This window comes from Oceanobacter sp. 3_MG-2023 (assembly GCF_030688925.1).
GTDB lineage: Bacteria > Pseudomonadota > Gammaproteobacteria > Pseudomonadales > Oceanobacteraceae > Oceanobacter.
In genome coordinates, this window is record NZ_JAUYVX010000002.1 from 59,261 (window position 1) to 83,330 (window position 24,070).

The 24,070-nt window shown below is 54.1% G+C and carries 20 protein-coding genes and 1 pseudogene; 7 read left to right on the forward strand and 14 right to left on the reverse strand.

Translation table 11 applies throughout. The features are described from left to right. Positions 1-8 precede the first annotated feature (8 nt). Positions 9-2,189 carry a PAS domain-containing hybrid sensor histidine kinase/response regulator gene (locus Q8W32_RS02180; RefSeq protein ID WP_305413495.1) on the forward strand — a complete coding sequence of 727 codons (2,181 nt, stop codon included), beginning with the start codon at positions 9-11 and terminating at the stop codon, positions 2,187-2,189. Here Q8W32_RS02180 and nudE read toward each other — a convergent pair. Further along, entirely contained in the window at positions 2,162-2,731 is a 570-nt protein-coding gene (gene nudE, locus Q8W32_RS02185; protein WP_305413497.1) for an ADP compounds hydrolase NudE, read from the reverse strand. The genes Q8W32_RS02180 and nudE overlap by 28 nt on opposite strands. A gap of 44 nt (positions 2,732-2,775) precedes the next feature. On the opposite strand from nudE, the gene yrfG reads away from it, so the two are divergent. From yrfG to Q8W32_RS02205, 4 genes are all read left to right on the forward strand, one after another. Then, positions 2,776-3,459 carry a GMP/IMP nucleotidase gene (gene yrfG, locus Q8W32_RS02190; RefSeq protein ID WP_303431120.1) on the forward strand — a complete coding sequence of 228 codons (684 nt, stop codon included), beginning with the start codon at positions 2,776-2,778 and terminating at the stop codon, positions 3,457-3,459. After that, entirely contained in the window at positions 3,452-3,856 is a 405-nt protein-coding gene (hslR, locus tag Q8W32_RS02195; RefSeq protein ID WP_303431121.1) for a ribosome-associated heat shock protein Hsp15, read from the forward strand. The genes yrfG and hslR overlap by 8 nt, the downstream gene beginning before the upstream one ends. 19 nt (positions 3,857-3,875) lie before the next feature. Then, positions 3,876-4,751, forward strand: coding sequence for an Hsp33 family molecular chaperone HslO (hslO, locus tag Q8W32_RS02200; RefSeq protein ID WP_305413500.1), 876 nt, complete (start codon positions 3,876-3,878; stop codon positions 4,749-4,751). A 260-nt stretch (positions 4,752-5,011) separates the two neighbouring features. Continuing rightward, entirely contained in the window at positions 5,012-6,553 is a 1,542-nt protein-coding gene (locus Q8W32_RS02205) for a phosphoenolpyruvate carboxykinase (RefSeq protein WP_303431390.1), read from the forward strand. A 148-nt stretch (positions 6,554-6,701) separates the two neighbouring features. Here the strand turns inward: Q8W32_RS02205 and Q8W32_RS02210 are convergent, their stop codons facing one another. The 13 genes and pseudogenes from Q8W32_RS02210 to Q8W32_RS02270 all read right to left on the reverse strand — a co-directional run bounded on the left by Q8W32_RS02210 (position 6,702) and on the right by Q8W32_RS02270 (position 19,763). Beyond that, positions 6,702-7,898, reverse strand: a complete 1,197-nt coding sequence (locus Q8W32_RS02210) for a DUF4236 domain-containing protein (RefSeq protein ID WP_305413502.1) — start codon at positions 7,896-7,898, stop codon at positions 6,702-6,704. A 152-nt stretch (positions 7,899-8,050) separates the two neighbouring features. Further along, on the reverse strand, positions 8,051-8,629 hold the full coding sequence (locus Q8W32_RS02215) for a TerD family protein (RefSeq protein WP_303431124.1): 579 nt from the start codon (positions 8,627-8,629) through the stop codon (positions 8,051-8,053). A gap of 39 nt (positions 8,630-8,668) precedes the next feature. Further along, positions 8,669-8,872 (reverse strand): annotated as a pseudogene (locus Q8W32_RS02220) (TerD family protein); the annotation flags it as partial. Positions 8,873-8,983: 111 nt separating this feature from the next. Further along, positions 8,984-9,433 carry a tellurite resistance TerB family protein gene (locus tag Q8W32_RS02225; protein ID WP_303431125.1) on the reverse strand — a complete coding sequence of 150 codons (450 nt, stop codon included), beginning with the start codon at positions 9,431-9,433 and terminating at the stop codon, positions 8,984-8,986. A gap of 44 nt (positions 9,434-9,477) precedes the next feature. Beyond that, the gene (locus Q8W32_RS02230; RefSeq protein WP_305413505.1) at positions 9,478-10,635 is read right to left on the reverse strand and encodes a TerD family protein; all 1,158 of its coding nucleotides are present in this window, start codon (positions 10,633-10,635) and stop codon (positions 9,478-9,480) included. Beyond that, positions 10,632-11,219, reverse strand: coding sequence for a TerD family protein (locus tag Q8W32_RS02235; RefSeq protein ID WP_303431127.1), 588 nt, complete (start codon positions 11,217-11,219; stop codon positions 10,632-10,634). Before Q8W32_RS02235 ends, Q8W32_RS02230 begins: the two co-directional genes overlap by 4 nt. 266 nt (positions 11,220-11,485) lie before the next feature. Further along, a complete protein-coding gene (locus Q8W32_RS02240; RefSeq protein WP_303431129.1) occupies positions 11,486-12,454 on the reverse strand; it encodes an HpcH/HpaI aldolase/citrate lyase family protein in 969 nt (322 codons plus the stop codon). Beyond that, positions 12,451-13,548 carry a cysteine protease StiP family protein gene (locus tag Q8W32_RS02245; protein WP_305413507.1) on the reverse strand — a complete coding sequence of 366 codons (1,098 nt, stop codon included), beginning with the start codon at positions 13,546-13,548 and terminating at the stop codon, positions 12,451-12,453. Before Q8W32_RS02245 ends, Q8W32_RS02240 begins: the two co-directional genes overlap by 4 nt. After that, complete coding sequence (locus Q8W32_RS02250; RefSeq protein ID WP_305413508.1) at positions 13,541-14,299, reverse strand: hypothetical protein; 759 nt, start codon at positions 14,297-14,299, stop codon at positions 13,541-13,543. The genes Q8W32_RS02245 and Q8W32_RS02250 overlap by 8 nt, the downstream gene beginning before the upstream one ends. Further along, complete coding sequence (locus Q8W32_RS02255) at positions 14,292-15,416, reverse strand: phosphoribosyltransferase domain-containing protein (RefSeq protein WP_305413510.1); 1,125 nt, start codon at positions 15,414-15,416, stop codon at positions 14,292-14,294. Before Q8W32_RS02255 ends, Q8W32_RS02250 begins: the two co-directional genes overlap by 8 nt. Before the next feature lie 63 nt (positions 15,417-15,479). Beyond that, positions 15,480-16,628 (reverse strand): trypsin-like peptidase domain-containing protein, encoded by a 1,149-nt coding sequence (locus tag Q8W32_RS02260; protein WP_305413511.1) that lies wholly within the window; start codon positions 16,626-16,628, stop codon positions 15,480-15,482. Positions 16,629-16,712: 84 nt separating this feature from the next. Further along, on the reverse strand, positions 16,713-17,714 hold the full coding sequence (locus tag Q8W32_RS02265) for an ATP-grasp domain-containing protein (protein ID WP_305413513.1): 1,002 nt from the start codon (positions 17,712-17,714) through the stop codon (positions 16,713-16,715). A 264-nt stretch (positions 17,715-17,978) separates the two neighbouring features. Then, positions 17,979-19,763, reverse strand: coding sequence for an O-antigen ligase family protein (locus Q8W32_RS02270; RefSeq protein WP_305413514.1), 1,785 nt, complete (start codon positions 19,761-19,763; stop codon positions 17,979-17,981). A gap of 162 nt (positions 19,764-19,925) precedes the next feature. Between Q8W32_RS02270 and Q8W32_RS02275 the strand changes: the two genes are divergently transcribed. Together Q8W32_RS02275 and gshA are read left to right on the forward strand one after the other, a co-directional pair. Further along, positions 19,926-22,286: a Tex family protein gene (locus tag Q8W32_RS02275; protein WP_305413515.1), complete on the forward strand. Its 2,361-nt coding sequence runs from the start codon at positions 19,926-19,928 to the stop codon at positions 22,284-22,286. A 169-nt stretch (positions 22,287-22,455) separates the two neighbouring features. Further along, positions 22,456-24,054: a glutamate--cysteine ligase gene (gene gshA, locus Q8W32_RS02280; protein ID WP_305413517.1), complete on the forward strand. Its 1,599-nt coding sequence runs from the start codon at positions 22,456-22,458 to the stop codon at positions 24,052-24,054. Positions 24,055-24,070 lie beyond the last annotated feature (16 nt).

Sequence of the window (24,070 nt, forward strand, 5' to 3'; positions counted from 1 at the left end):
GAATCCAGATGTCGTTTAGTCCTGGCCAACAGTTACTACTGACCTCTACCGCTCTGGTAGCGGGCATCAGTGCCATTATGGGAGTAACGGCTTTTTTGCTCGCCCGAGGAGAGCCAGACGTCGTCACCCTGAAAATACTGGCAGGGGTGGCCATATTGGCCTTGCTTGTGGTGGGCTCGGGCATCGGCCTGATCAGTCATTATCTGACTCGCCCGGTGACCAATCATTATAAACAGCAGTTGCTGCAACAAGGGTTCACCTGGGAGCATGTCAGCGGCATCGTGCTGAGGGTGAATGCCCAACAGCTGATCCTGGATGCCAACCCGAACTTCCAGCAATTATTTGACCTTTGCCCCGGCTCTTATCTGTCCAGTATCCAACGCCGTAATGAGCGCGAGTTGATTCAGCAAAAAATAGATCAGTCCTTGAGCACCCGCTCCATGGTCGATTTTGAAGCCAGTCTGCTCGACCGCTACGGCGAATGGGGCCGTTGGGCCATGCAAGTCCGCCTTTGGCAGCAGAATGATGGCGATCAGGTCTGGCTGCTGGTCACCGGAGACGACATTACCCAGCGCTATTTTATGGAAGCGCAGCTCCGCGAAGAGCAGCAGCGGTTATCGACGTATATCAATACCATGCAGACCCTGCTGATTATCTGTGATGAAAACGGCCATGTGACACGGGTTAACCTGCAGGCCCAGCAGCTGCTGCAAATACCGGAAGACCAGATCAACGGTTACCCGTTCAGCTATTTGATTCCGCAGCAGGCGACCTCCACCGTTGAGCGCGAATGGCAAAATCTGCTCAGTCGTCATAATGGCAACCTGTCGCTGGAATTTCCGGTGCTGTCATCGACCGGCAAAGAGCACATTATCAGCTGGCGCATGACACGACTGACCAGTGCCAATACCTCCCAGGGACAGGTGTTGCTGGCTGGACTGGATATCACCGAATCCGTAGCCAACCGGCAGGCACTCGAAACCGCCAACAGCCGCATCCGGGAAGCCTTGACCCAGGCGGAACAGGCCAACCATTCCAAATCCATTTTCCTGGCCAATATGAGCCATGAGATCCGCACCCCCATGAACGGTATTCTGGGTGCCACGGAACTGATTCTGGATTCCAACCTGACAACCGAGCAGCGTCATTATCTCGATATTGTCCATACCTCATCGCAGTCACTGCTGGAGATCCTTAACGACATTCTGGACTTGTCGAAAATTGAATCCGGCAACCTGGAGCTGGAGCAGATCGATTTTGACCTCAACCAGCAACTCAGTGACCTCAAACGGCTGTTCGATGAACCGGTCAAACGCAAGGGTCTGACGTTTATTTATTATTACGACGGTGATATTCCACAATACTGGAAGGGCGATCCCAAACGTATCCGTCAAATCATCACCAATCTGATCAGTAACGCCATCAAATTTACCGACTACGGCCAGATAGAAGTGCAAGTCACCGGCAAGCAGACCGAAGGGGCGCTGTACGATATCCGCATTGCCGTCACCGATACCGGCATTGGTATTTCCCAGAGCAAGAAAGAGCAGGTGTTCTCCGCCTTCCGCCAGGCTGATAGCAGCACCAGTCGTCGTTATGGCGGCACCGGTCTGGGCCTGACTATTTGTCGCCACCTGGCATCCGCCATGAATGGGGATGTGGAACTGGAATCCAGCCCCGGGGTGGGCAGCACCTTCTCCCTGCAACTCCCCTTGCAGGCCGCCAAGCCGCCGGCCGTGACCAAGCGGCCATCCCTGCAGCAATCACCCGCCTTGTCTGGCCGTATCCTGCTGGCGGAGGACAACGAGGTGAATCAGCGTGTTGCTTCGCGCATGCTGGAAAAACTCGGGCTTGAGTGTGTGGTGGTCAGTGATGGTCGCCAGGCGTTACAGGCACTGAAACAGGACGCCTTCGATCTGATTCTGATGGATATCAATATGCCGGTGCTGGATGGTATCCAGGCGACCCGGCATATACGCCAGCTCTCTGGCGATGAGAGCCAAATCCCTATTCTGGCACTCACCGCCAATGCCATGATGGAAGACCGCCAACGCTGCCTGAGCGCTGGCATGAACGGTTTTGTCAGCAAACCCATCCGCATGGCAACGTTACGTGCCGCGCTGGTGGAGCTGCTGCCGGAACAGCTGGCCCCGGCAAGCACTCAGGTTGGCAGCACTTCGCCGTCGTAGTCACCGGCCAGGTAGGCTTGCGCCAGCGCCAGCGCTGCCACCGCCCGGCCTTCGGAAAAGTCGTCGCGCTGATACAACGACAGCAGGTCACTCAGTTTCCAGGGGATCAGCTCCAAAGGCTCCGGCTCGTCGCCTTCCAGCCGTGATGGGTACAAATCCCGCACCAGCACCACATCGATGCCACCACTCATATAGCTGGGTGACAGACTCAATCGTTTAAGGAAGACAAACTCGCGCGCGCCATAACCAATTTCTTCCTGCAGCTCGCGGTGACAGGCTTCCCGTATTGTTTCACCCAGGTCGACCGCACCTTTTGGCAAGGTCAGCGTGTAATCTTCAATACCACCGCCATACTCCCGGATCAGTGCCACGGTGTCGTTATCCAGCAGCGCCACCATCATCACCGCACCCGGGCCACCGGGCATCAACCGTTCATAAGTGCGCTCCACACCGTTGCTGAAACGCAACGCCATCGATTCAACCCGGAACAGCCGACTCTGGGCGACCAGCGAGCGATGCAGGATCTGAGGTTTTTTATCCATGTCAGGCCTGTTTAAATAGCTGAAAATCTGTTGAGTATAACCCTATGCGCCCGATCGACTGGCAACAAATTGACACCGTACTACTGGATATGGACGGTACCCTGCTGGACTTGCACTTTGATAATTACTTCTGGCTGGAACATTTGCCCGAGCAGTATGCCCGCCACAAGGGCATCGACAAGGCCGCCGCCCTGACGGAACTGAGCAGCAGCTTTATCGGCCTGCGCGGTACCCTCAACTGGTATTGCCTCGATCACTGGAGCAATCTGACCGGATTGCCGATCGCGGAGTTGAAAAAAGACGTCGCCAGCAAAATCGGCTTCCGGCCTTTTGTGCGCGAATTTCTCAACGCCCTGGCACAGCAGGGCAAACGCAAGGTCATTGTCACCAATGCTCACCGCGACAGTGTGGAACTCAAACTGCACCACACCGGGCTGGATCAATACGTTGACCGCATCATCAGCTCCCACGACTACCGGGAACCCAAAGAACAACAGGCCTTCTGGCAGCATTTGCAGCAAGACGAGCCGTTCGACCCGCAGCGTACCCTGCTGATTGATGACAGTATGGCTGTGCTAGAATCAGCCCAGCGCTGGGGCATTCATTATCTGTTGGCCATCCATCACCCTGACAGCCAGCGCGAGCCGGTGTTGCAAAACCGGTTTCCCGGCATTCTACATTTTGACGAACTGGTATTTGACGCACAGGACACTACCCACCGTGACTGACAACTCCACCAAAGTCCGCCTCGACAAATGGCTCTGGGCCGCCCGCTTTTTCAAAACACGGGCACTGGCCAAACACGCCATTGAAGGCGGCAAGGTTCACTACGACGGCCAACGCTGCAAGGTCAGCAAACTGGCCGATGCGGGTGCCAGGCTGACCATTCGCCAGGGCTTTGACGAAAAAGAGGTGATTATCACCACCTTGTCTGACCAGCGCCGGGGAGCCCCGGAAGCACGGCTGCTGTATGAAGAAACCCCGGCCAGCATCAAGCGACGCATGGACAACTCCGAACAACGCCGGGCGTTACGTGCCTCCATGCCCACCCCAGACCACAAACCCAACAAAAAAGAGCGCCGCGACATGCGCCGTTTTGAGCAGGTCCATCAGGATCTTGGCTGAACGTTACAGGTACACCGATATGTCATACCCCAGTGCTGATCAATTGCAGCGATTTTCGTTTGATGCCGCCCCGATTCGTGGAGAGGTCGCCCATCTCAATGCCACTTACGAGGCAATCTTGAATCGCCACGACTGCCCGCCCGTTATCCGGGTAGCCCTGGGCCAGTTACTCGCCGCCACCGCATTGATGAGTGCCAGCCTCAAGTTCAAAGGCCGGCTAACCCTGCAAATACGCCTGCCAGGGGCTATCTCCCTGTTGCAGGCAGAAACCAATGAACTGGGAGAGCTGCGGGCGATTGCCCGCTATGACAGCGATCAGCCAGAAGCAACCCTGACCTTTGCAACGGAAGGCCAGCTGGTTATCACCCTGGAGCCGGAGCAAGGCCAGCGTTATCAGGGTATTACTGCCATTCCCCAAGGCGATATAGCCACCGCACTGGAAGACTATTTCAGCCAGTCAGAACAACTGCCCACACGCTTCTGGCTCTGCAGTGATGGCACCCGGGCCGCTGGCTTTATGCTGCAAAAACTACCCGCCAGCCAGCAACACAGCGACGAGCAGCAAACCATTGACCAGGATGCCTGGGACCGGGTCTCTCACCTCGCCGCCACCATCAAGGATGAAGAACTCCTTGAGTTGGACAATGATCTGCTATTGCAACGCCTGTATCACGAAGAGGATGTCCGGGTGTATCCCGCCACGCCGCTGTCGTTTGCCTGTACCTGTTCCCGTGACCGGCTGGCCAACGCCCTGCATCAGGTTGGCTACCAGGCGTTAGCCGAAATGATGGAAGAATCCGGTAGCATTTCGGTCGACTGTGAATTTTGCCACCAACACTACGAATTCGGCCAACATGATATGGCAGAGCTGTTCCCTGAAAACAATTTGCATTAAATTACTGCCTGCCAGGTCGCTGTTACATTTGTTACAATGATCTGGAACCCCACAAATAATCCGAAGAATCAGCAAATATAGCCCCTGTTTATGCGGGTTATTAAGCTGACCCATAAAGAGGAGACTTAGCGCAAACGGCATTTTCTGGCATACTTGCGCAGTCTCATTGATCGAGTATCGTCTGCAGCACACACAGACGGGTGTACGAATTTTGGTAACGGCTACTATTGCCGACCACAACTGCGAGGACCCATCAGGGTATCGATATGACCACTGTATTCACGGATTTATCTACTCCATTTCTGGTAGAACAAGCCATTGCCCGCGGCGAAGGCCTATTGCAAGATAACGGCGCACTGGTAGTAGAAACCGGCGCTCGTACTGGCCGTTCTCCAATGGACAAATTCATTGTAGAAGAACCAAGCAGCAAGGATGCAATCGACTGGGGCAATATCAACCGCCCATTTGATGCCGATAAATTCGATGCCCTGTGGGACCGCGTAGAAGAATACCTGGCCCAGCAAGACAGCTTTGTTTCCCATGTTCATGTTGGTTCTGACCCGCAGCACTACCTGCCGGTCAAAATGTCGACCCAGACTGCCTGGCAGAACCTGTTTGGTCGCAACCTGTTTATCTTGCCGGAAAGCTACAACCCTTCAGACAAGGAAGAATGGCAAATCCTGAACGTTGCCAACTTCGAGTGCGTACCGGAACGTGATGGCACCAACTCCGATGGCTGCGTTATTGTCGACTTCTCCCAACGCAAAGTACTGATTGCAGGCATGCGTTACGCTGGCGAAATGAAAAAAGCCATGTTTGGTGTACAGAACTTCCTGTTGCCAGAAAAAGACGTGCTGCCAATGCACTGCTCTGCCAACGTTGGTGACGACGGCGATGTTTGCCTGTTCTTCGGCCTCTCCGGTACCGGTAAAACCACCCTGTCTGCTGACCCGGGTCGCTTCCTGATTGGTGATGACGAGCACGGTTGGGGCAAGGGCACTGTCTTCAATATCGAAGGTGGCTGCTACGCCAAGACCATTGACCTGTCACAGAAAAACGAACCCATTATCTGGGATGCCATCCGCTTTGGCGCCATCGTGGAAAACGTGGTGATCGACAAGCAAACCCGAGTGGCAGACTACAACGACACCAGCCTGACCGAAAACGGCCGTTGTGCTTACCCGCTGACCCACGTTGAGAAACGTGTTGTTGAGAACATGGCTGGCGAACCCAAAGCGGTCGTCTTCCTGACCTGTGATATGACCGGTGTATTGCCACCGGTATCTGTCCTGACCAAGGAACAAGCGGCTTACCACTTTCTGAGCGGTTACACAGCTCTGGTTGGTTCAACGGAAATGGGTGGCGTAAAAGGTCTGAAATCCACCTTTTCTACCTGTTTTGGTGCACCCTTCTTCCCACGTCCAGCAGGCGAATACGCGGAACTGCTGATGAAACGTGTGACGGAATTCGACTCTCAGGTCTACCTGGTCAACACAGGTTGGACTGGCGGTTCAAACGGTGCCGGTGGTGAGCGCTTCAGCATTCCAACCACGCGTGCAGTGATCTCTGCTGTTCAGTCTGGTGTGCTGCGTGACGTTGAAACCGAAGAGCTGCCAGTCTTTGGCCTTCGTGTACCAACCGAACTGCCTGGTGTAGAAACCAAATTGCTGAATCCAACCAAAGCCTGGGCTGACCAGGACAAGTTTGATGCAGCGGCACGCCAGCTGGCGAGCCAGTTTATTGAAAACTTCAAGAAATACGATGTTTCCGACGCCATTCTGGCGGCGGGCCCTCAGCTGTAAGACTGCCTTGCCGCTGAATGCTCAATAACACAGTCCGATAAAATAAAAGGGGCGCTACCATTACTGGTAGCGCCCCTTTTTTATTTTATTGCTTATGGCGCCTGTTGCCGCAGCACTGTCAAACAACGCCAACGCCAACATTCTCAGCCTAGCCTATATCCAGAACGTCTCGCGCCAAAGGCTCTATTTCTTTCAGTCGGCTGGAGCGGTCACGGGCCATTCTGACACCACACGCTTGCAGGGTCGCCACGGGGTCGATGTCTTCCAGCCGATCAAAATCCAGCATTTGCCATTGCTCCCGCTGAATCAGCACGGACAAGACGTATTGATCCTCCACAACCCCGGTCGCAGGATTGGCTCGCTGGATATAACCAGAAATCAGACAACGCTGAATACCCGGAAACAATGCAAACACTTCGCCAGTGACCCGAAACAGCGACCCGGCGCACAGTCGGATAAAATCACGCCGCCCCTGGGCATCGGTGCGTTTTTTGAATGATAACTTGCCGTTGCCCCGCGCCTCGGCCATCCGCTGGGGTACATCGCCTTCATCCGGCAAATCAACATCCAGGGCAATGCCGGTTACATCATGGTTAAATTCATACTCAATCAAGGTTTCTTTCGGCCAGGCAATGCCGCTGAGGACATAGTCCAGCGCCGTTTCCATATGGGCACTGAATCCTTGGGCCGCCAGCCGAAAGGCTTTTTCAACTTCGGCACATTCCTGCTCATGATCATCACGCAGCTGCTGCCACTGCGCCAGTTCTTGCTGATAACTCGCCAGCGCCTGCTGATTACTCTGTTCAATGCTGTCTTGTCGAAATAACAGTTTATCCATCAAGCCCGGCTCTTCGATCACCGGCGGCAATGGTTCATCAATAGCAAAGGGGGCCGGTAAAGCTGGCGGAGTACCCGGTTTGGGCGTTAACAGATGTACCCCCAAACAAGCATTCAGCTCGGTATTGATACGTTCTGCGGCCTGCTCCAGTAATGTCTGGATGGTCTCGGCCTGGTGAGTCTTGACCTGTCTGGCTGCTTTGGCGGGCAAGGGTTGGTCATGCTCATCGGTCAGTCGTAACAAGCCATCATCATCAACCTGAATATTCACGGTATCAGGGTAGTCGACGGGGTTGGAACCAGCAGCGGCAGCGGAGGATTGTCTATTATCGATTCGGGTACGGTAATAAAGACCGGTACCCGGCAATCCGGCATTGATATAAGTACCTCGACGTCCCAGTGTCAGACTCAGCCCTCGAGGGCCAATGGACGTACTGACGCCGGAACCACTGAGATTCAGGCGCACGCCCGGCATGATGGTAATACGCTTTCTGAAACGGAGGCCCATACCTTTCCCTGGTTATATTCGATAGTTGATATGTCAAGCGGATGATCACGAATGGATCAAGCTCAGCCACCCGGCAGGGTGACTGAAGAAACAGAAGAAGGCCAGTAGCTGACCCGCTTCCAAACCTGGACAGGATGCTCCGCAACGGTCGATTAACCGATGTTAACGCCGTGTGCTTCCGCCAGAGGCTTCAGACCACCGGCAAAACCCTGACCAATGGCCTTGAACTTGAACTCGCTGCCATGGCGATACAGTTCGCCAAAGATCATGGCCGTTTCGGTAGATGCATCTTCAGACAGGTCGTAACGGGCAATTTCCTTGCCGTCGGCTTTGTTTACAACACGGATATACGCGTTGGAAACCTGACCGAAGTTTTGCTTGCGGCTTTCTGCTTCGTGAATTGTGACAGCAAACACCAGTTTTTTCACATCCGCCGCCAGAGAGGTCAGTTTAACGGTGACTTTTTCGTCGTCGCCATCACCTTCTCCTGAACGGTTGTCACCCATGTGTTCAACCGAACCATCCGTTGATACCTTGTTGTTGTAGAAAATAAAGCTGGTATCGCCCAGTACCTTGCCATTTTCACCGGTAATAAACACGGAGGCATCCAGGTCGAATTCAGTACCGTCAGTAACACGAGGGTCCCAACCAAGACCAACCACCACCTCAGTCAGACCTGGTGCTTCTTTTGACAGGGAAACGTTACCGCCTTTAGACAGACTTATAGCCATTTTTTTATTCCTTATTCAGTCAATTAACCAATCAAAATTTCATACCTGACCCTTGGCCAGGACATGCCGTCTTGCTGCATGCTCATGGCCAAGCGCATAAAATGTCCACTCGCCATTGTTACGATGCGATGCCGCAAAATTCATGGCAGTTTCCGTTAATGCATCGTTGGCCAGGTCATAACGCATACTTTCTGCGTCGCTGGTGTCATGGACAAGATGAATGAATAAATTACTCACTTGCCCATAATTTTTATTTACGGTTTATCAACCTCTCGGATGATACCGCACCACTCTTGCGTGATGGCAACAAAGACGGTGCCAGCAGGACTGTCTTCGTCGCAGCGCAGGTAAAGCCTAAAGCTCGAAATCAGCCGGATTCAGGCCCAGCTCCGAACAAATCAAACGACAAGCGGCTTTTTCCTGATCATCAAAACTGCCATCCGAGGCACCAATGGCACAGGCAACCCGCACCAGCAAACGTGCGGCACCATCGTCTTTCTTGATTTTGTTGATCGTTTTCAACGCTTCCGCCTGACCAATCTGATAGTCAAACTCAAACTTGCCACAAGCGTCGTTAAACACGTTGATAACGTCATTGAGATTGAAGGCCTTGAGCTCTGGCGAGTTGTTGATAAACCCGGTCATTTTCATTTTTTCAGCGGAAGAAATATCACCATCCGCGGCGGCAATCATGGCGCAGGCAGTGGCGGTTGCTTCCATAAAGTCCTTGTTCTTGAACTTCGAAACTTCGGTCGTCAGCTTGTCCCGTGCCATCGACACATTTGTTTTCAGCCATCCCAACATGTTGTATTCCTCATTGTGAAAAAACACAGCGTCGCTGCGATTATTTATTTTGATCCGGCCGACCAGCGCATTCCCCAGCCGTAGGCCTGATCCAGATCCCGGTGGCCTTTGTGGAAATCCACGCAACGGGTCACTTTGACCGCACCGTTATCGTTTTCCAGCATGGCAACAGCACACATGCCATGACGGCCGCCTTCTTCATTCATACGCACTTCAATATCCGGCTGGCCAGGGATATAGATGGTGATCACCCCGTCGGTTTTTTCCCAGTTGGGTGCGCCCTTGTAAATAAAGGCGAACACCAGAATACGCCGGATCAGGTGCCATTTCTGGCCGTTGATATGCAGCCATTCGCCACCATCCACCGAGCCAGTACGATCATCACCCATCAATTGGATATAGGGTTCACCCTGCAGATCTCCAAAGCCATTTCCCAGAGCCTGTACCGCACCCTTGAGGCCATCCTGAAGTTCAAACAGGCAACCCACATCCAGATCGATCGCTTTGCTGCTGGAGAAGAAACCCCCAGAGCTGCTTTTGTTCCAGTTCAGGTTGACCCGTATTTCGCCAAAACCCGCGGTGGATTTTTCCAGGCTGATACTGGAACGGGATTTATCCAGCGTCACCTTGCTCAGATTCACCGTGGATTTTGGTGCCGCCGGAGCCGGAGCCGGGGTTGGAGCCGGCTCAGGCTCTGGGGCCGCGACATCCACACCAAAGTGTTCTGCCAGCGGCTCCAGGCCACCGGCAAACCCCTGAGCCACGCAACGAAATTTCCAACTGCCCTGGCGACGGTAAAACTCCCCCAGAATCAGTGCTGTTTCCTGCATGCCGGATGTCGGAATATCGGCGCTGATACCACCACTGATTGCCAGCGTCAGTTGCGAGACGGCATCAAAACGCGCCTTGTTGGCGTGAATCGTGGCGGTAAAAGCCACTTTTTCAACTTCTGCCGGTAGCTGTCCCGGGTCCAGAAAAAACACGGCATGACCGGCATCAGCCTGGGTCATACGAACGGCCCCGGCCAGAATATCGGGCTGACCATAAAAGCACATATCGCCATCACCACGTACCTTGTGCGCGGCATTCAATACAAAGGCAGAAATATCAATGTCGGCTCCGGGTAATGGTGAATAGCGGATATCCACCCGTAACTCTCCCGTGGCGACTGGCGCATTGGCGCCTGGCACCAATACACTCATCCACGTACCGCCTGCATGGCCAGATTAACCAGATCGTCTGCCGTACGGCCATTGGTTACTTGTCCGATTGCCTTGAACTGCCAGCCACTGCTGTCGCGGCTCAGACACCCCATCACAATACCGGTGTGCTGACCTTTTTCGGAAAGGTTAAAACGGGCCAGCTCAGTGTTGTTGCTGCGATTCAGGATACGACAGTAGGCGTTTTCTACTTTTTCGAAGTTCTGGCCGGTAAAACTGTTAACGGTAAACACCAGGTGTTTGGCAGCCGCTGGCAGGCTCTTCAAATCAACAGAGATGCTTTCGTCGTCACCATCCCCTTCACCGGTACGGTTGTCGCCAGAATGCTGGATTGAGCCGTCTTTTGATTTCAGCTGGCGGAACCACACCAGATCGATGGATTGCAACTGGTCATCCAGCACGATGCAGGAGGCATCCAGGTCAATGGCACCGCCGCCCATTAACTTGCCGAAGAAACCGGTTGCTTTGACCGGGTCCCATCCCAGCCCAAGCGAGATATTGCTCAGGCCACTTCCGGCTGTTTTTTCCAGGGAGATGCTTTGGTTTTTCGTTAGAGTCAGTGCCATTATTTTGCTCCTTGCTCATCATCTGAGTGGGTATCTGTGCCACCGGCATCCTGTTGGATGCTTGCTGTGGCAGTGGCCGACCATGCTGCCATACAAGATAGTGATAAGATAATTAATCTCATGTGTCATTTCTGGCACAGACATGTGATGTTGTTATTACCATTCAACCATACGGGTAGCAACAAAACTGTGACCGGTGAAAGCTACAACAGTTCTCAACGCTATCGACCCAATACTGAGGTTAACCACGCGACCTGACCATGCGGCTAGCAGCGCGATTCGGTCAGACCGAGCGGCCCATCCTGACTAATGGTTTCCTGCGGTTTTACCCCATACCACTTGGCACGCTCCAGAATACCACGCGCCCATTTCTGGTGAGTGGCAGGCTCACACATGGCATCGTTATGGCGAAAGACCGCTGGCGCCTGGTCTTGCACTATCATCCTGGCAGCATTCAGATCTTCAAGATTGACCCGGAAACGGTCGTGAATCAAAGTGATCTGACAGGGGTGAATAGCGGTTTTACCGACCATGCCATGGGCGATATCCAGATCCAGTTCCTGCTGCAATAACTGCGGGGAAGCCAGCTGCTCGAATACGGGCGCGGAGAGAGAGAAACCCAAAGAGCCCATCACGCCGGACACCATCGGGATCAGATAACTCATGGGCGTGCTGTACAGGGTTGTGGTCGAGTTGCGGCGCAGCCCCAAACAGCCCATCAGGTCGTTGCCGCCGATACGCAGCACCACAATCCGCTCCCCCAGCCGGACTTTCAAGGCTTCACCCAGTTCCACCATGGCGGCAGGATTAAAGGTTTCTGGTGTTTCCAGTGTTGGCATCAGCAATAAATCCGGGTGAGCCAGTGCTTGCTCCCAAACCGGTAAATTATCAAGCGTCAGCTTCGGAATCACAAAACCGTCGATTTCGGATATCAATGGCCATTCACTCAAGCGTGCTGCCATCTCGGCATTACGCGGGCGCACAAACAGCAATGGCTGCCTGCTCGGCTGGCCCGGCGGATAAAACGGCTGCTTTTGTTGATGTAATTGCAGCAGCAACTGTTCCAGGTTTCGCAGCGCAATATCCACATCGCTGTCGGCCACAGCATCTTCCAGACAAATCACCAACGACCGCAGTTCAGGCACTTTGCAGTGGCAGATAACATCGGCGAGGTCCGCACGAGTGGCGGGCATATAAAGAGTCGCCCCCAGGGCATAGGGTGACACTCGTGTCATTGATTCACGCTCCGGATAATGGTTACAGCCCGATAGGGACCAAGGGCATCGCCCACTTCCTCGACGGTGACACCGGCACGTTCAGTCAGATGCATTAACAAGCGGACGTCGCTGTCGTTCTTGTCCCGTACCAGTACATGTTCGGGCACGCGTCGCAGTACCGCCCGAGTGGCCTCGGCAATACCCGGTTTGATGCGGTTCATATTGGTGATGCCGAAGCGGTTAGCCAGTGTACTGACAACACCAGTGGCGGCAGTTTGCAGCTGTTGTCGTTGCGTATCGCTCCAAGGAACTGCGGCCGTCACAGGCCCCAGTTGCTGGCGCTCAGCCTCAATCCGGTCAACAAACGCACGGGTAACATCAAAGGCCTGTAAATGATCACAGCGCATACAACCGTGCAAGCCACCATCCGCCGGCCAGATGGAACGGGACACCAGACCCGACACAGTGGCACCCAGAATACCGGACGGGATCACCCAATCTTCCGCCGATGCCGCCAGCCAGGCATGACCGCAAGGGTCGGCCAATACCACCATACGTGGCCCACCAACAAAACGTGGATCATCCCCAAGGCTGCGCTGCAGCTCACCGGCGATGGCTCCTTTTCCTGTCCAGCCATCTACAAAGATCAGGTTGTCGGCACAGTGCGCGGTAATAATGGCTTCCAGCGCCACACGGTCTATATCACGATCACGCACAATGCTGATGCCGTAGTGATAAGCCTCGCGCCCCAGCGCCAGCAGTGCCCGACGTAATAATACGCCCAGCGGCAAACCGGCCCGAACAAACGATACCAGCACCACCGCGCCGCCTGGACAGCCAGTGTTCAAAGCCTCGGCCAATGCCTGAACATCGGCAGCCATACGAGCGCCATTCTGTTTCAGCGCTCGCTCATACAGGGTGATATGAATGTCGGTTGGTGCGTCTTCCCGACTGATCATTTCTGAATAATGCTTCTGATTGGTCTGAATCAGACGCTCTTTCTCAGCCACGTCGGTTGGCTCAATTTGACAGGGCTGCAATAAAAAATGCACATCGTCAGCGAGATAACTGCCACTGCCAACGGTGTGAAGTGCATTAAACACATCACTCATGAATCTGGTCCTCCACCACCCGTGCCAACTGCCCTCGGGCCGGGGTGGCCCACCAGTGGCATTCGCTCATAAAACCCAAATCGGTCAGGCTGTCACCAAACCCCAATACCGGACGGTCGCCATTGATGGCCCGGTCCCGCTGCAGCCATTCCTGCACCGCCAGCTGTTTGGCCAGCCCTTGGGGCAAGAAAGCCAGATTATTGCCATTGGCATGTACGTGCATACCTTCCAGCAAACCGCGGCGCTGCACTTCGGCTAACACCTGTGCAAGTACCGCATCGTCCTGTTCGTTATGCTTGGTGACGACGTAATGTTGCAAGCCTTCTTCTTCGACCACCCAGCCTCTGAGTGAGAAACCCAGCGCCTCGCCAATAGACAAGGTGGCGGCGCTCAGCTGCTGCAGCCGTGACTGAAAGGCTGACAGACGATCGGTCATCTGTGCCTGCCATTGTGGCTCCAGCTGATGATCCGGCGTCAGGATCACGCCGCCATGGGCACACACGGCACCATGGACAAACGGAATCTGCACCCGGCGGTAGGCCTCTACGCTGCGCGCCGTCACCGGCACGACGTCGGCGGTGGCCAGCAGCCATTGCACAAAAGCCTGCTGTACCGGCGTCATATAACCATTGGGCTGGCCGTGCACATCCAGGGTGGCAGGGTGACGCGGGCTGTCGGGTGGCATTTTGCGAGCGGTTTGGAACAGGGTGTCATCAAGATCGACAAAAACCAGCGGACGCGTATTACTCATTGACCACTACCTCGGCTTGCAGAGTATCTATCAACAGAGCGGGAACAGCCTCTGCCGGAGTCTCGGTACAAATCAGCACCCGGTCAAACTGGCCCGGACGGACGTTATAGATAAAATTGGGAATACCCAGACCGTAGTTGTCCGGAAAGGATAACGCATGTTCGATAGCATGACCGATAGCAATGGGCGAACGGGTAGTCGAGCCATAATGCACATCGGCACCGGCTTGTTCCAGTCGTTCCGCCAGTAAAAACGGTTTCCAGACAAATTCTCCGGTGCCAACCACCAGCACCCGTTCTCCGGCCTTGATTTGCAACCCAGGCGCCAGCGTGTCGTCGACATGGCGTACACCCAAACGGCCAAAGTCATGCTCCGGCGACAAGAGCCACTCTCCGGCCGCTACCGTTTCAACATCCGGCATCTCTGGCAACGGGGCGGTAATATCTTCAATAAATCGGTAAGAGCCCTGCAACAGCGAGACCTGATCGGTCGGGGCTGCAATCCTGTTTTGCACGGCGCCTTCGGACCAATCCGTCAAGACACAGGTCACCACCCGCTCAATATGCGACAGCCCGGATGCCATCAGCGCTTCATAAAGGTTGATAAAGGTTTTGCCGGTTGAGGCTTCATCGTCGACCAATATCAGCGAACGGGCCTGCAACATGGCATCCCGAATATCAGCATCCACCGGCCGATGAATCAGATGGGCACTGGCATGGCTGTGCTCTTCTTCAAAGCGGGTAAAAATGTCATCCCCGACCGGATGGCGGGTCGTCACCAGATAAATTGCATCCGACCGTGTCGCGCTGTAGGCGCGATGGACACCGGCTCCCAGACCAACGGCGGTTTCAGCCATGCCGATCACCAGCACCGGGCCGGGCAAGTCATCCGGAATCTGCGCCGCCAATTTGGTAAAAGCGGCTTCCATCTGCGCCGGGCGTACCGGAATATGACGACCTAACACCCGAGAGACAAACAGAAATGCCCGCTTCGGGTTGCGCCGCTCGGCAAAACCGAATAACTCGTCGGGATCGATACGTGCATCGTCCACATTAACTTCGAGCAACCCGCGCATTAATTGGGCACTCAAAGCGTGTTTTACTGCGGTACTTTCCATGATTTTATTCCCAGAGTACCAACCACAGCACACAACACGGTGGCCGGGGTCAGCAAGATGTATTTAGCTGCCGCGTGCTTCAATCTTCCATAAGGAAGGTTGTGTCACTCGTGCCATATCGGCCGTGGTCAGAGTGGTGGCGCTTGTCATGGTGGACACCTCGACCCGGCAAGCGTGCAAAAAGGCCTGTAACAAAGCGGCCTTGACGGCAAAATTCATATTTTGTGCATCACTGATACTTGAAGTCACCATACCCACGACGGCTCCGTTGCTATCGAATAACGGGCTGCCGCTGGAGCCTGGCTGAATCGGTGCGGTGAACTGCAGGATGCTGGCATCGTTATGGACACCAAACAGCGCCGAAATGCCCCCTTGTGTAACATGAACATCGCCACCAGCAAAACCGGCCAGAGGAAAACCCAGTGCGACAACCGTTTCACCAAGATGGCAGCGCACATCGTCACGGAAGCACACGGGCTGCAACCCGGGCTCCTGCTGGATACGTAATAACGCGATATCATTACGGCGATCGACCATCACTGGCTCAGCACGATAACGCCCGTCAAAGGACGTTATATGAATATCCTGGCGATCTTCAATCACATGAGCACAGGTCAGGATATGTCGGGAGGAAACCGCAAAACCAGTGCCTGTTGCCACACCGGCAGCGGCCCTGCCCGCTTCCGCCCCAGCGACTTCATGCGACCGGTCCGGATGGTGATCATCAATGGTTAACCCGAGACGACGCCCGAACGCTGCGAGGCCATAAGCAGAACCTTCCGCCAGCGCCCGGAATTTCCACTGCGCACCACGGCGGTAACATTCGCCAATGACCATGGCAGCATCACCCGAATCCTGCAGCTCCAGTTTATAAGAGATGATATCCGCAATCCGCAAGTGTACACGCTCCAGCTCAGCCACTGGCCCCACTGCCGCAAAGGTGTACACCACCAGCAACAGCCGGTCACTTCGGGCAGGTAATTGCGCCAGATCGACCTCACACCGCAGTGAGTCACCCTCCTCGTGCCACTGCATCCAGGGCTGGGTGAGCCGGTACAAGGAAGGTGCACCGGTCGGCAGGTGTTTTGCGTCAAGCGGCAATAACGCCAACCCGGCGTTACGTCCCAGCGCGCCACCTTGTTTGCTGTCCAGGGTTAGCCGAATGTCTGTGACTGGCAGCCCTTCATTGGCACCAACGACCAATTCCCGCATCAATACTCACTCCCTGATCCTGTTTGCCGGATTGAAGCATGGAGACAAACCCCGGCCAATTGCAACCCCGGCGGTGATTCCAACTCAGCCTGCCGTCAATGGTAAAGCCACACTGACGACTTTTACCTTGAGATTCGGGAGCCAATCACTCACAGGCTCTGGCAAACCCAGGCGGCGACAGGCCCAGATGCCGGGTAAATTGACCCCGGTGAGCCGGGTGTAACCGATACCACCGGAATAACGCGGGTTGATTTCCAGAAGATGCGGCTGGCCGTTGTCATCGTCACGAGTCTGTACATTCACCAGACCATCGCAGCCAAAATGAGCAGCGGCCTTGAGTGCCAGCTCAACCGCTGCCGACTCACGCTCAAAGGTCTGGTACAAGCCCTGTTTGCGACGGCCAACATAGGCTACCGCCACCCCTGCTTCACACACCATATCAACCGAACACTCGCTGCCCGCCATATACGGCATCACCAACATCGGGGCACGTTGGGTATCCAGACCATAGGCCTGTAAATAGGCCTCAAAATTGACTTCACGGGCATCCGGATTCGCAAAACAGCGAAAGGCATCCACACCTTCCCGAAAACGCCAGAAGCCCTGACCATAAATACCGATGGCAGGCTTGATACAGACTTCACCGTAAACCGACATGTCAGCATACGCCTGCGCCAATTCCTCTGCCGTCGTCACCGTCACCGCCGGCACACAGGCCAAACCGGCACGCTCAGCAGCAGCAGTAAACAGGCTTTTGTTATCGACCAGACGGAAGGTCTCCAACGACATGCCACCGGTAATCAGCTGCAAGCCATGTGCTTCAAAGCGATCGCGAGCCGTCTCAAACAGCTGCCAATTACGTCCGGCCAGCAATACCTGGACGCCATGCTCCAGAGCGGTGTCAATTACCCAGTCAATTTTGTCTGGACTATCCTTCGGCTCACGTAACGACACATCCGCCAGACCGGTAATTTCCGGACGATCACCACGATGAGAAGCCAAGAGAGTGACATCCACAGGCAAGGCATCGCGAGCGCCGGTAATGATATCGCGCTGACTCGATTGACCTTCAAGAAACCAGATCAAGAACTTCACCTCGGTTATTCAATATTCAGACAACATGGCCCAGCGGCGTATCCGATACGACACCGGAACAGAGCAGAGAGCGCACAGATGGAATGGGACGGGTTTTACCTAACTCGTTGAATCTATCATCAAAAACCCGCCATCACTATGCAAGGCGGGGGATGGAACATACGCAACAAAGCCGCCAGAGAGGGGCGAAACAAAGAAATAGGGGAATGCCTTAAGGCCACTACCCAACATCAGCTAAATACAAGGATTAATTGGTTAGTAACCGAGTAATCGCCTGATTCTTATTTCTTCCGCCTTGGTTTGTCCGTATTCGTTTGCTGCAACACAAGAGTGATGCCATTCCAAAACACCGGCCAGATAACACACTTCCAATAGGCCAGGGGTTAGTCCCAACAATGGCCGGCTGGCAATGGCCCGCTCAAGCTCAGACTCCGCTTTATGAAAATTGCCTTGCTTCCGCCAAAAACCAGATTTCCAGGCAATCACTTTATGAATCTGTTTTTCTATTCTTGGCTCCAACCAGTTAGCCAATTCAAGCGCTTCTGTTTCTGAATAGCGTTCTCCACCATTCAAGATGGTCCATATACCTGAAAGTAAATAAGGGTGCTTTTTCACCCACTCAATGTCCTGGTCTGTGATGGTTTTATTGGAGACAATACGCTGGTTAAAATCGATAACTCTGAGATACTGCTGGTTGACTCCAATAACTAGCATCAAAAATACAAGAATCACAGCACTCCCTTTAAAGCGTGAGTAATAGCGTGTAGTCGTACGGTTTGGAGTCGACCAGATCATTGCCATGGAAGCTACCAGCAGCAGCATACTGGATGGTTCATGAAACGTTGTTGAAACCAGCCCTTGTAGAAACAGAACACCATAAGCGATCGCCCAATAAACTGTTACAGGTAATACAGACTTCATATCTGCCTGCCTGACATGAACTAAGCCTCGTATGCCCACCCAGCACAACCAGATAAATGAAATCATTGCTGCAGGCCAACCCCAATTCAGTGCAAATTCAAGCAGAGTATTATGTGGTGCCTGACCAAAAGGAAATGGATTCATATAATGGTAAGAATCCGGGCCACTACCGAACCAATGCTGTCCTGTCATTTGACCAAGGACAGCCTCCCAAATAACGGTACGCCCACTACTGAAACTTCCTTCTCCTGAGTCAGAATAACCCAAAGCTCCAACTATTCTCCAAACACCACTCCATCCGCGAACAAATGCATCCGGAGTTAATAATATTGCTGTATATGCAGCCAGACCAATTAAAATCGCCAAAATTAACAGCGCACCACGTTGCCGACGATGCAACCAGGCAATCAGAATAAGTGCTAGTAAAGCTGCGGCGCACGCTGCTCGTCCAGCCGAAAACAACACAGCAACCGCCGACAAATACAAAGCCAGAGCTCCGAACAACCGACTCCAGGTTTTTCCATGTGATAAAAAGTAGCAACCAAGCACAACACCCACTGCCGCAACATCTCCCCAGTGACGAATATGAGAATATGCTGGCCCGCCTCTACTCCAACTGTATTGAAAAGGTCGATCAAGACTGAGAAACAAAAACAGGTTAATCATCCAGGTCAAGCAAATAGCCAGCAGTATCCCGATCGTTACCCAGTCCCGTAACGTACTGAATTGCCGAAAACAAAGTCCTAACAACCAGATATTCAACAGCGACACCATCAGTTCCATCTGTCGATAAATACCGATATAAACGTGGTCAGCCAACGCCGTCGCTATCACAGATAAGCCCAGCCAGAGTCCTCCAGCCCAAAGCCAGAGTCCTCCTGTGACTTCGAGCCTCCCCCGCAACATAATCAAAAGAAGAGTAGCCAAGCCAACTTGTATCATTAGTAATGCCGAACGGTAGTCAGTAAATGTGCTGCCTCCAGACAAATATTTAGCCAACAAACCTACTACAAACAAAAATGCTACTAAAATAAATAACAATACTGATAAATCTTTCCGTGAATTCATACCAAAAATACGGATTGGTTTCTGGCTATTGTAGGGTAAGGTTGTTTCCATTGCCGATATAGCTCCATAAGAATAAGCGTGTAGAATGTCAAGCCTGCAAACGGTTACCAGAGGGCCGAGAGGGGTTACATGTTGATGGATGATATTGTTTATACTGTCGCCTGACCATCCAAAATCCACCCTTAACCAACCTGACCGAGGTCCGACCACCACATGCTGCTCGAATCCATAGGCCAACGCCTTGCCGAAGAACTCAATATCCGTCCGCAACAGGTATCGGCTGCCGTTGCCTTGCTGGATGAAGGTGCCACCGTACCGTTTATTTCCCGCTACCGGAAAGAAGTCACCGGAGCACTGGATGACACCCAGCTGCGTAATCTGGAAGAGCGATTGCGTTATCTGCGCGAGATGGAAGATCGTCGCGACAGCATCCTGAAAAGCATTGGTGAGCAGGGCAAGCTGACCCCGGAACTACAGCGGGAGCTGCTGACTGCCGATACCAAAACCCGGCTCGAAGACCTGTACTTGCCCTACAAGAAAAAACGCCGCACCAAAGGCCAGATCGCCATCGAAGCCGGACTGGCACCACTGGCCGAACGTCTGTTGGATAATCCGAACCTGACCCCCGAGTCTAAAGCCACTGCGTTTGTCTCCGCCGACAAGGGCATCGCCGACACCAAGGCCGCACTGGATGGTGCCAGGTATATCCTGATGGAACGCTTCGCCGAAGATGCCGACCTGCTGGCCAAGCTCCGCCAGTTTCTGCAACAGGAAGCTATCCTGTCGGTCCGGGTGATTGCTGGTAAAGAAGCCGAAGGCAGCAAGTTCGCCGACTATTTTGAACACGATGAAGCGTTAAAAAACGTGCCGAGTCACCGTGCGCTGGCGATTCTGCGCGGCCGTAACGAAGGCATACTGGGTTTCTCGCTGGTCACCCAAGCAGAGCTGGAAGACAAGCTGGCTGGTAGCCCGTGTGAAGCCATGATTGCCGGTCATTTCCAGCTCAAGAACGCAGGCCGGGCCGCCGATCGCTGGCTGGCCGAAGTCGTCAAGTGGACCTGGCGCATCAAGCTGTTGACCCACCTTGAAACCGAACTGGTCGGGCAATTACGCGAAAAGGCCGAAGAAGGCGCCATCAAGGTCTTTGCCGACAACCTCAAGGATTTGCTGCTTTCTGCGCCCGCTGGTGCCAAAAACACCATGGGCCTCGACCCGGGTTTGCGCACCGGCGTGAAGGTTGCGGTGGTTGACGCCACAGGCAAGGTGGTCGATTACAGCACGATTTACTGCACGCCTCCGCAAAACAGATTTGCCGAATCTGAAGCCATCCTGATGGCCATGATTGCAAAACACGGCGTGCAGTTAATTGCGATTGGCAACGGCACCGGCAGCCGGGAAACCGACAAGTTTGTTGGCGATATGCTGAGAAAGATCAACCCGGCACTGGATGCCAGCCAGAAAGTGCAAAAAATCATGGTCAACGAAGCCGGTGCCTCGGTGTACTCCGCCTCCGAGCTGGCTGCCAAGGAATTCCCGAACCTCGATGTCACCATTCGTGGCGCTGTCTCCATTGCCCGACGCTTGCAGGACCCTCTGGCCGAGCTGGTCAAAATCGAACCCAAATCCATCGGCGTTGGCCAGTACCAGCACGATGTTAACCAAAGTCATCTGGCCCGCTCGCTGGATGCCGTTGTGGAAGACTGTGTGAACTCGGTCGGCGTCGACCTGAACACAGCATCAGCACCACTGCTCAGCCGGATTTCCGGTCTGAACACCACCCTCGCCAATAATATCGTTGCCTTCCGGGACGAAAACGGTGCCTTTAACAGCCGTAAGGAATTGGCCAAGGTGCCGCGACTGGGAGCCAAAACCTTCGAACAGGCGGCAGGCTTTCTGCGCATCATGAACGGCAGCAACCCCCTCGATGCCTCGGCGGTTCACCCTGAGTCCTACCCGCTGGTGAACAATATCGCCAAGCACTTTGGCAAGGATATCGGCAGCCTGGTCGGAGACCACTCCTTCCTCAAATCGGTCAATGCCGAGCAGTTTGTCAGTGCTGACGCCGGGCTGCTGACGGTGAAAGATATTCTTGCAGAGCTGGAAAAACCGGGACGTGACCCGCGCCCGGAATTCCGCTTTGCCGAATTCCAGGAAGGTGTCGAAAAAATCTCCGACCTGAAACCCAATATGGTGCTCGAAGGTGTCATTACCAACGTTGCCGCCTTTGGTGCCTTTGTGGATATCGGCGTCCATCAGGATGGCCTGGTACATATCTCGGCACTGGCTGACCACTATGTCAAAGACCCTCGGGATGTCGTCAAGGCCGGGGACATCGTCAAGGTCAAGGTAATGGAAGTGGACCCTGAGCGTAAACGTATTGGCCTGTCGATGCGCCTGGGTGACGATGCCAATGAAAAAGCCGCTGAACAAGCCAATCGCAGTGGCCAACGCAACAACAGCCCCAAACGAGGCAGCCAAAACCGGACCTCGTTTGGCGACAAACAGCCGCAAGGCCAGGGCGCCATGGCCGGAGCACTGGCAGCGGCGCTGTCCAACGCGCGCAAGAAAAAATAACCGCCCGACTCACCCGAATGACCAATAGCCAGCAACAGACAGCCTCCTGTCGCTGGCTATTGTTGCGCTCCTGCACAGCTCTTTTACTTGTCAGTCCTGCGCCCGGACTTACTTACCCGACCAGCTTTCTTTTATACTCCGCCGACATTTGTTCTGAATCGAGACGACCTTGGCAACCACCACCCTTCCCCGCGCTTTCCAAGATACTGCCTATCGCGATGCATTGGCGCTACTGCAAAATCCGCAACATGCGGCTCTATTGACGCGGTTGCAGCGCGGTATCGAGAAGGAAGGTCTGCGTTGTAACAACGATGGCATTATCAGCCAGAAGCCCCACCCCACAGGGCTTGGCTCGACCCTGACCCACCCCAGCATCACCACGGATTATTCCGAAGCCTTGCTGGAATTTATCACGCCGGTCTACCGCAGCGGCCATGAAGCCATTGCCTGTCTCGATGTGGCTCACCGCTTTGCCTTCAGCCAGATGGACGCCGAACTGATCTGGCCCAGCTCCATGCCCTGTATTCTGGAAGGCGAGATGAGCATCCCGATTGCGACCTATGGCAGCTCCAATCTGGGCCAGCTCAAGCATGTTTATCGTCATGGATTGTGGCACCGCTATGGTCGTACCATGCAATGTATAGCGGGTATTCATTATAATTTTTCACTGCCCGACGAACTGTGGCCAATACTCAAAGCCCTGGATAACCAGCCAGACGAATCCTTGCAGGACTTTATCTCACGTCGCTATTTTGGCCTGATCCGTAACTTCCGGCGCTATTCCTGGTTATTGCTGTACCTGTTCGGCGCCTCCCCGGCCGTTTGCAGCAGCTTTCTCGCCGGCCGTGAGCACAACCTTGATACCTTGCACAAACACACCCTGTATCTGCCATACGCCACATCACTGCGCATGAGTGACCTGGGCTATCAGAACAATGCCCAGTCCAGCCTGCGAGTGTGCTACAACAGCGTTGAGAATTACGTCGAGACTCTGGGGGATGCCATTAATGTCCAGGTCGACGATTACGAAAAGCTGGGCGTCCAGGATCAACACGGCGTTTACCAGCAGCTGAACACCCACCTGCTGCAAATCGAAAACGAGTTCTACAGCGACATCCGCCCCAAACGTATCGCCAAAAACGATGAAAAACCGCTGGAAGCCCTGAATACCTTTGGCGTCGAATACATCGAGGTCCGCAACACCGACCTGAATCCCTTTATGCCGGTTGGCATCGATGTACCACAAACGACGTTTATGGATCTGTTTTTGTGTTACTGCCTGCTGCAGTCCAGCGACACCATTGAAGATGACGAATATCTGCAGATACAGACCAATCAACAGCGCACGGTCATGCGCGGCCGGGAGCCGGGCCTGACGCTGCTCAGTCAAGGGCAAGAGCGCAACCTGCAGCAATGGGGCCTGGCCTTGCTGGATGACATGCAGGCACTGGCGCAACAAATGGACAGCGCCAACCAGCACAGCTTCCATATTGACAGCCTGGGCCAGCAACGCCTGAAACTGGCCGATGCGGCTCATACGCCATCCGCCAAAGTACTGGCGGCGCTGCAAGAGCAAAAGCTGGAGTTCAGCGAATTTACCCTGCAACAAGCCAGACAGCACCGCAAGGCCCTGTCACAACCACTGGCACCGGAGGTTCATCGCCACTGGCAAGCCCTGGCCCGCCAGTCACTGCAAGAGCAAGCCCAAATCGAAGACAGCGATACACTGTCATTCGAAGACTTTCTTGCCGATTACCTGCAACGTTAACAAGACTCTCGTCCGG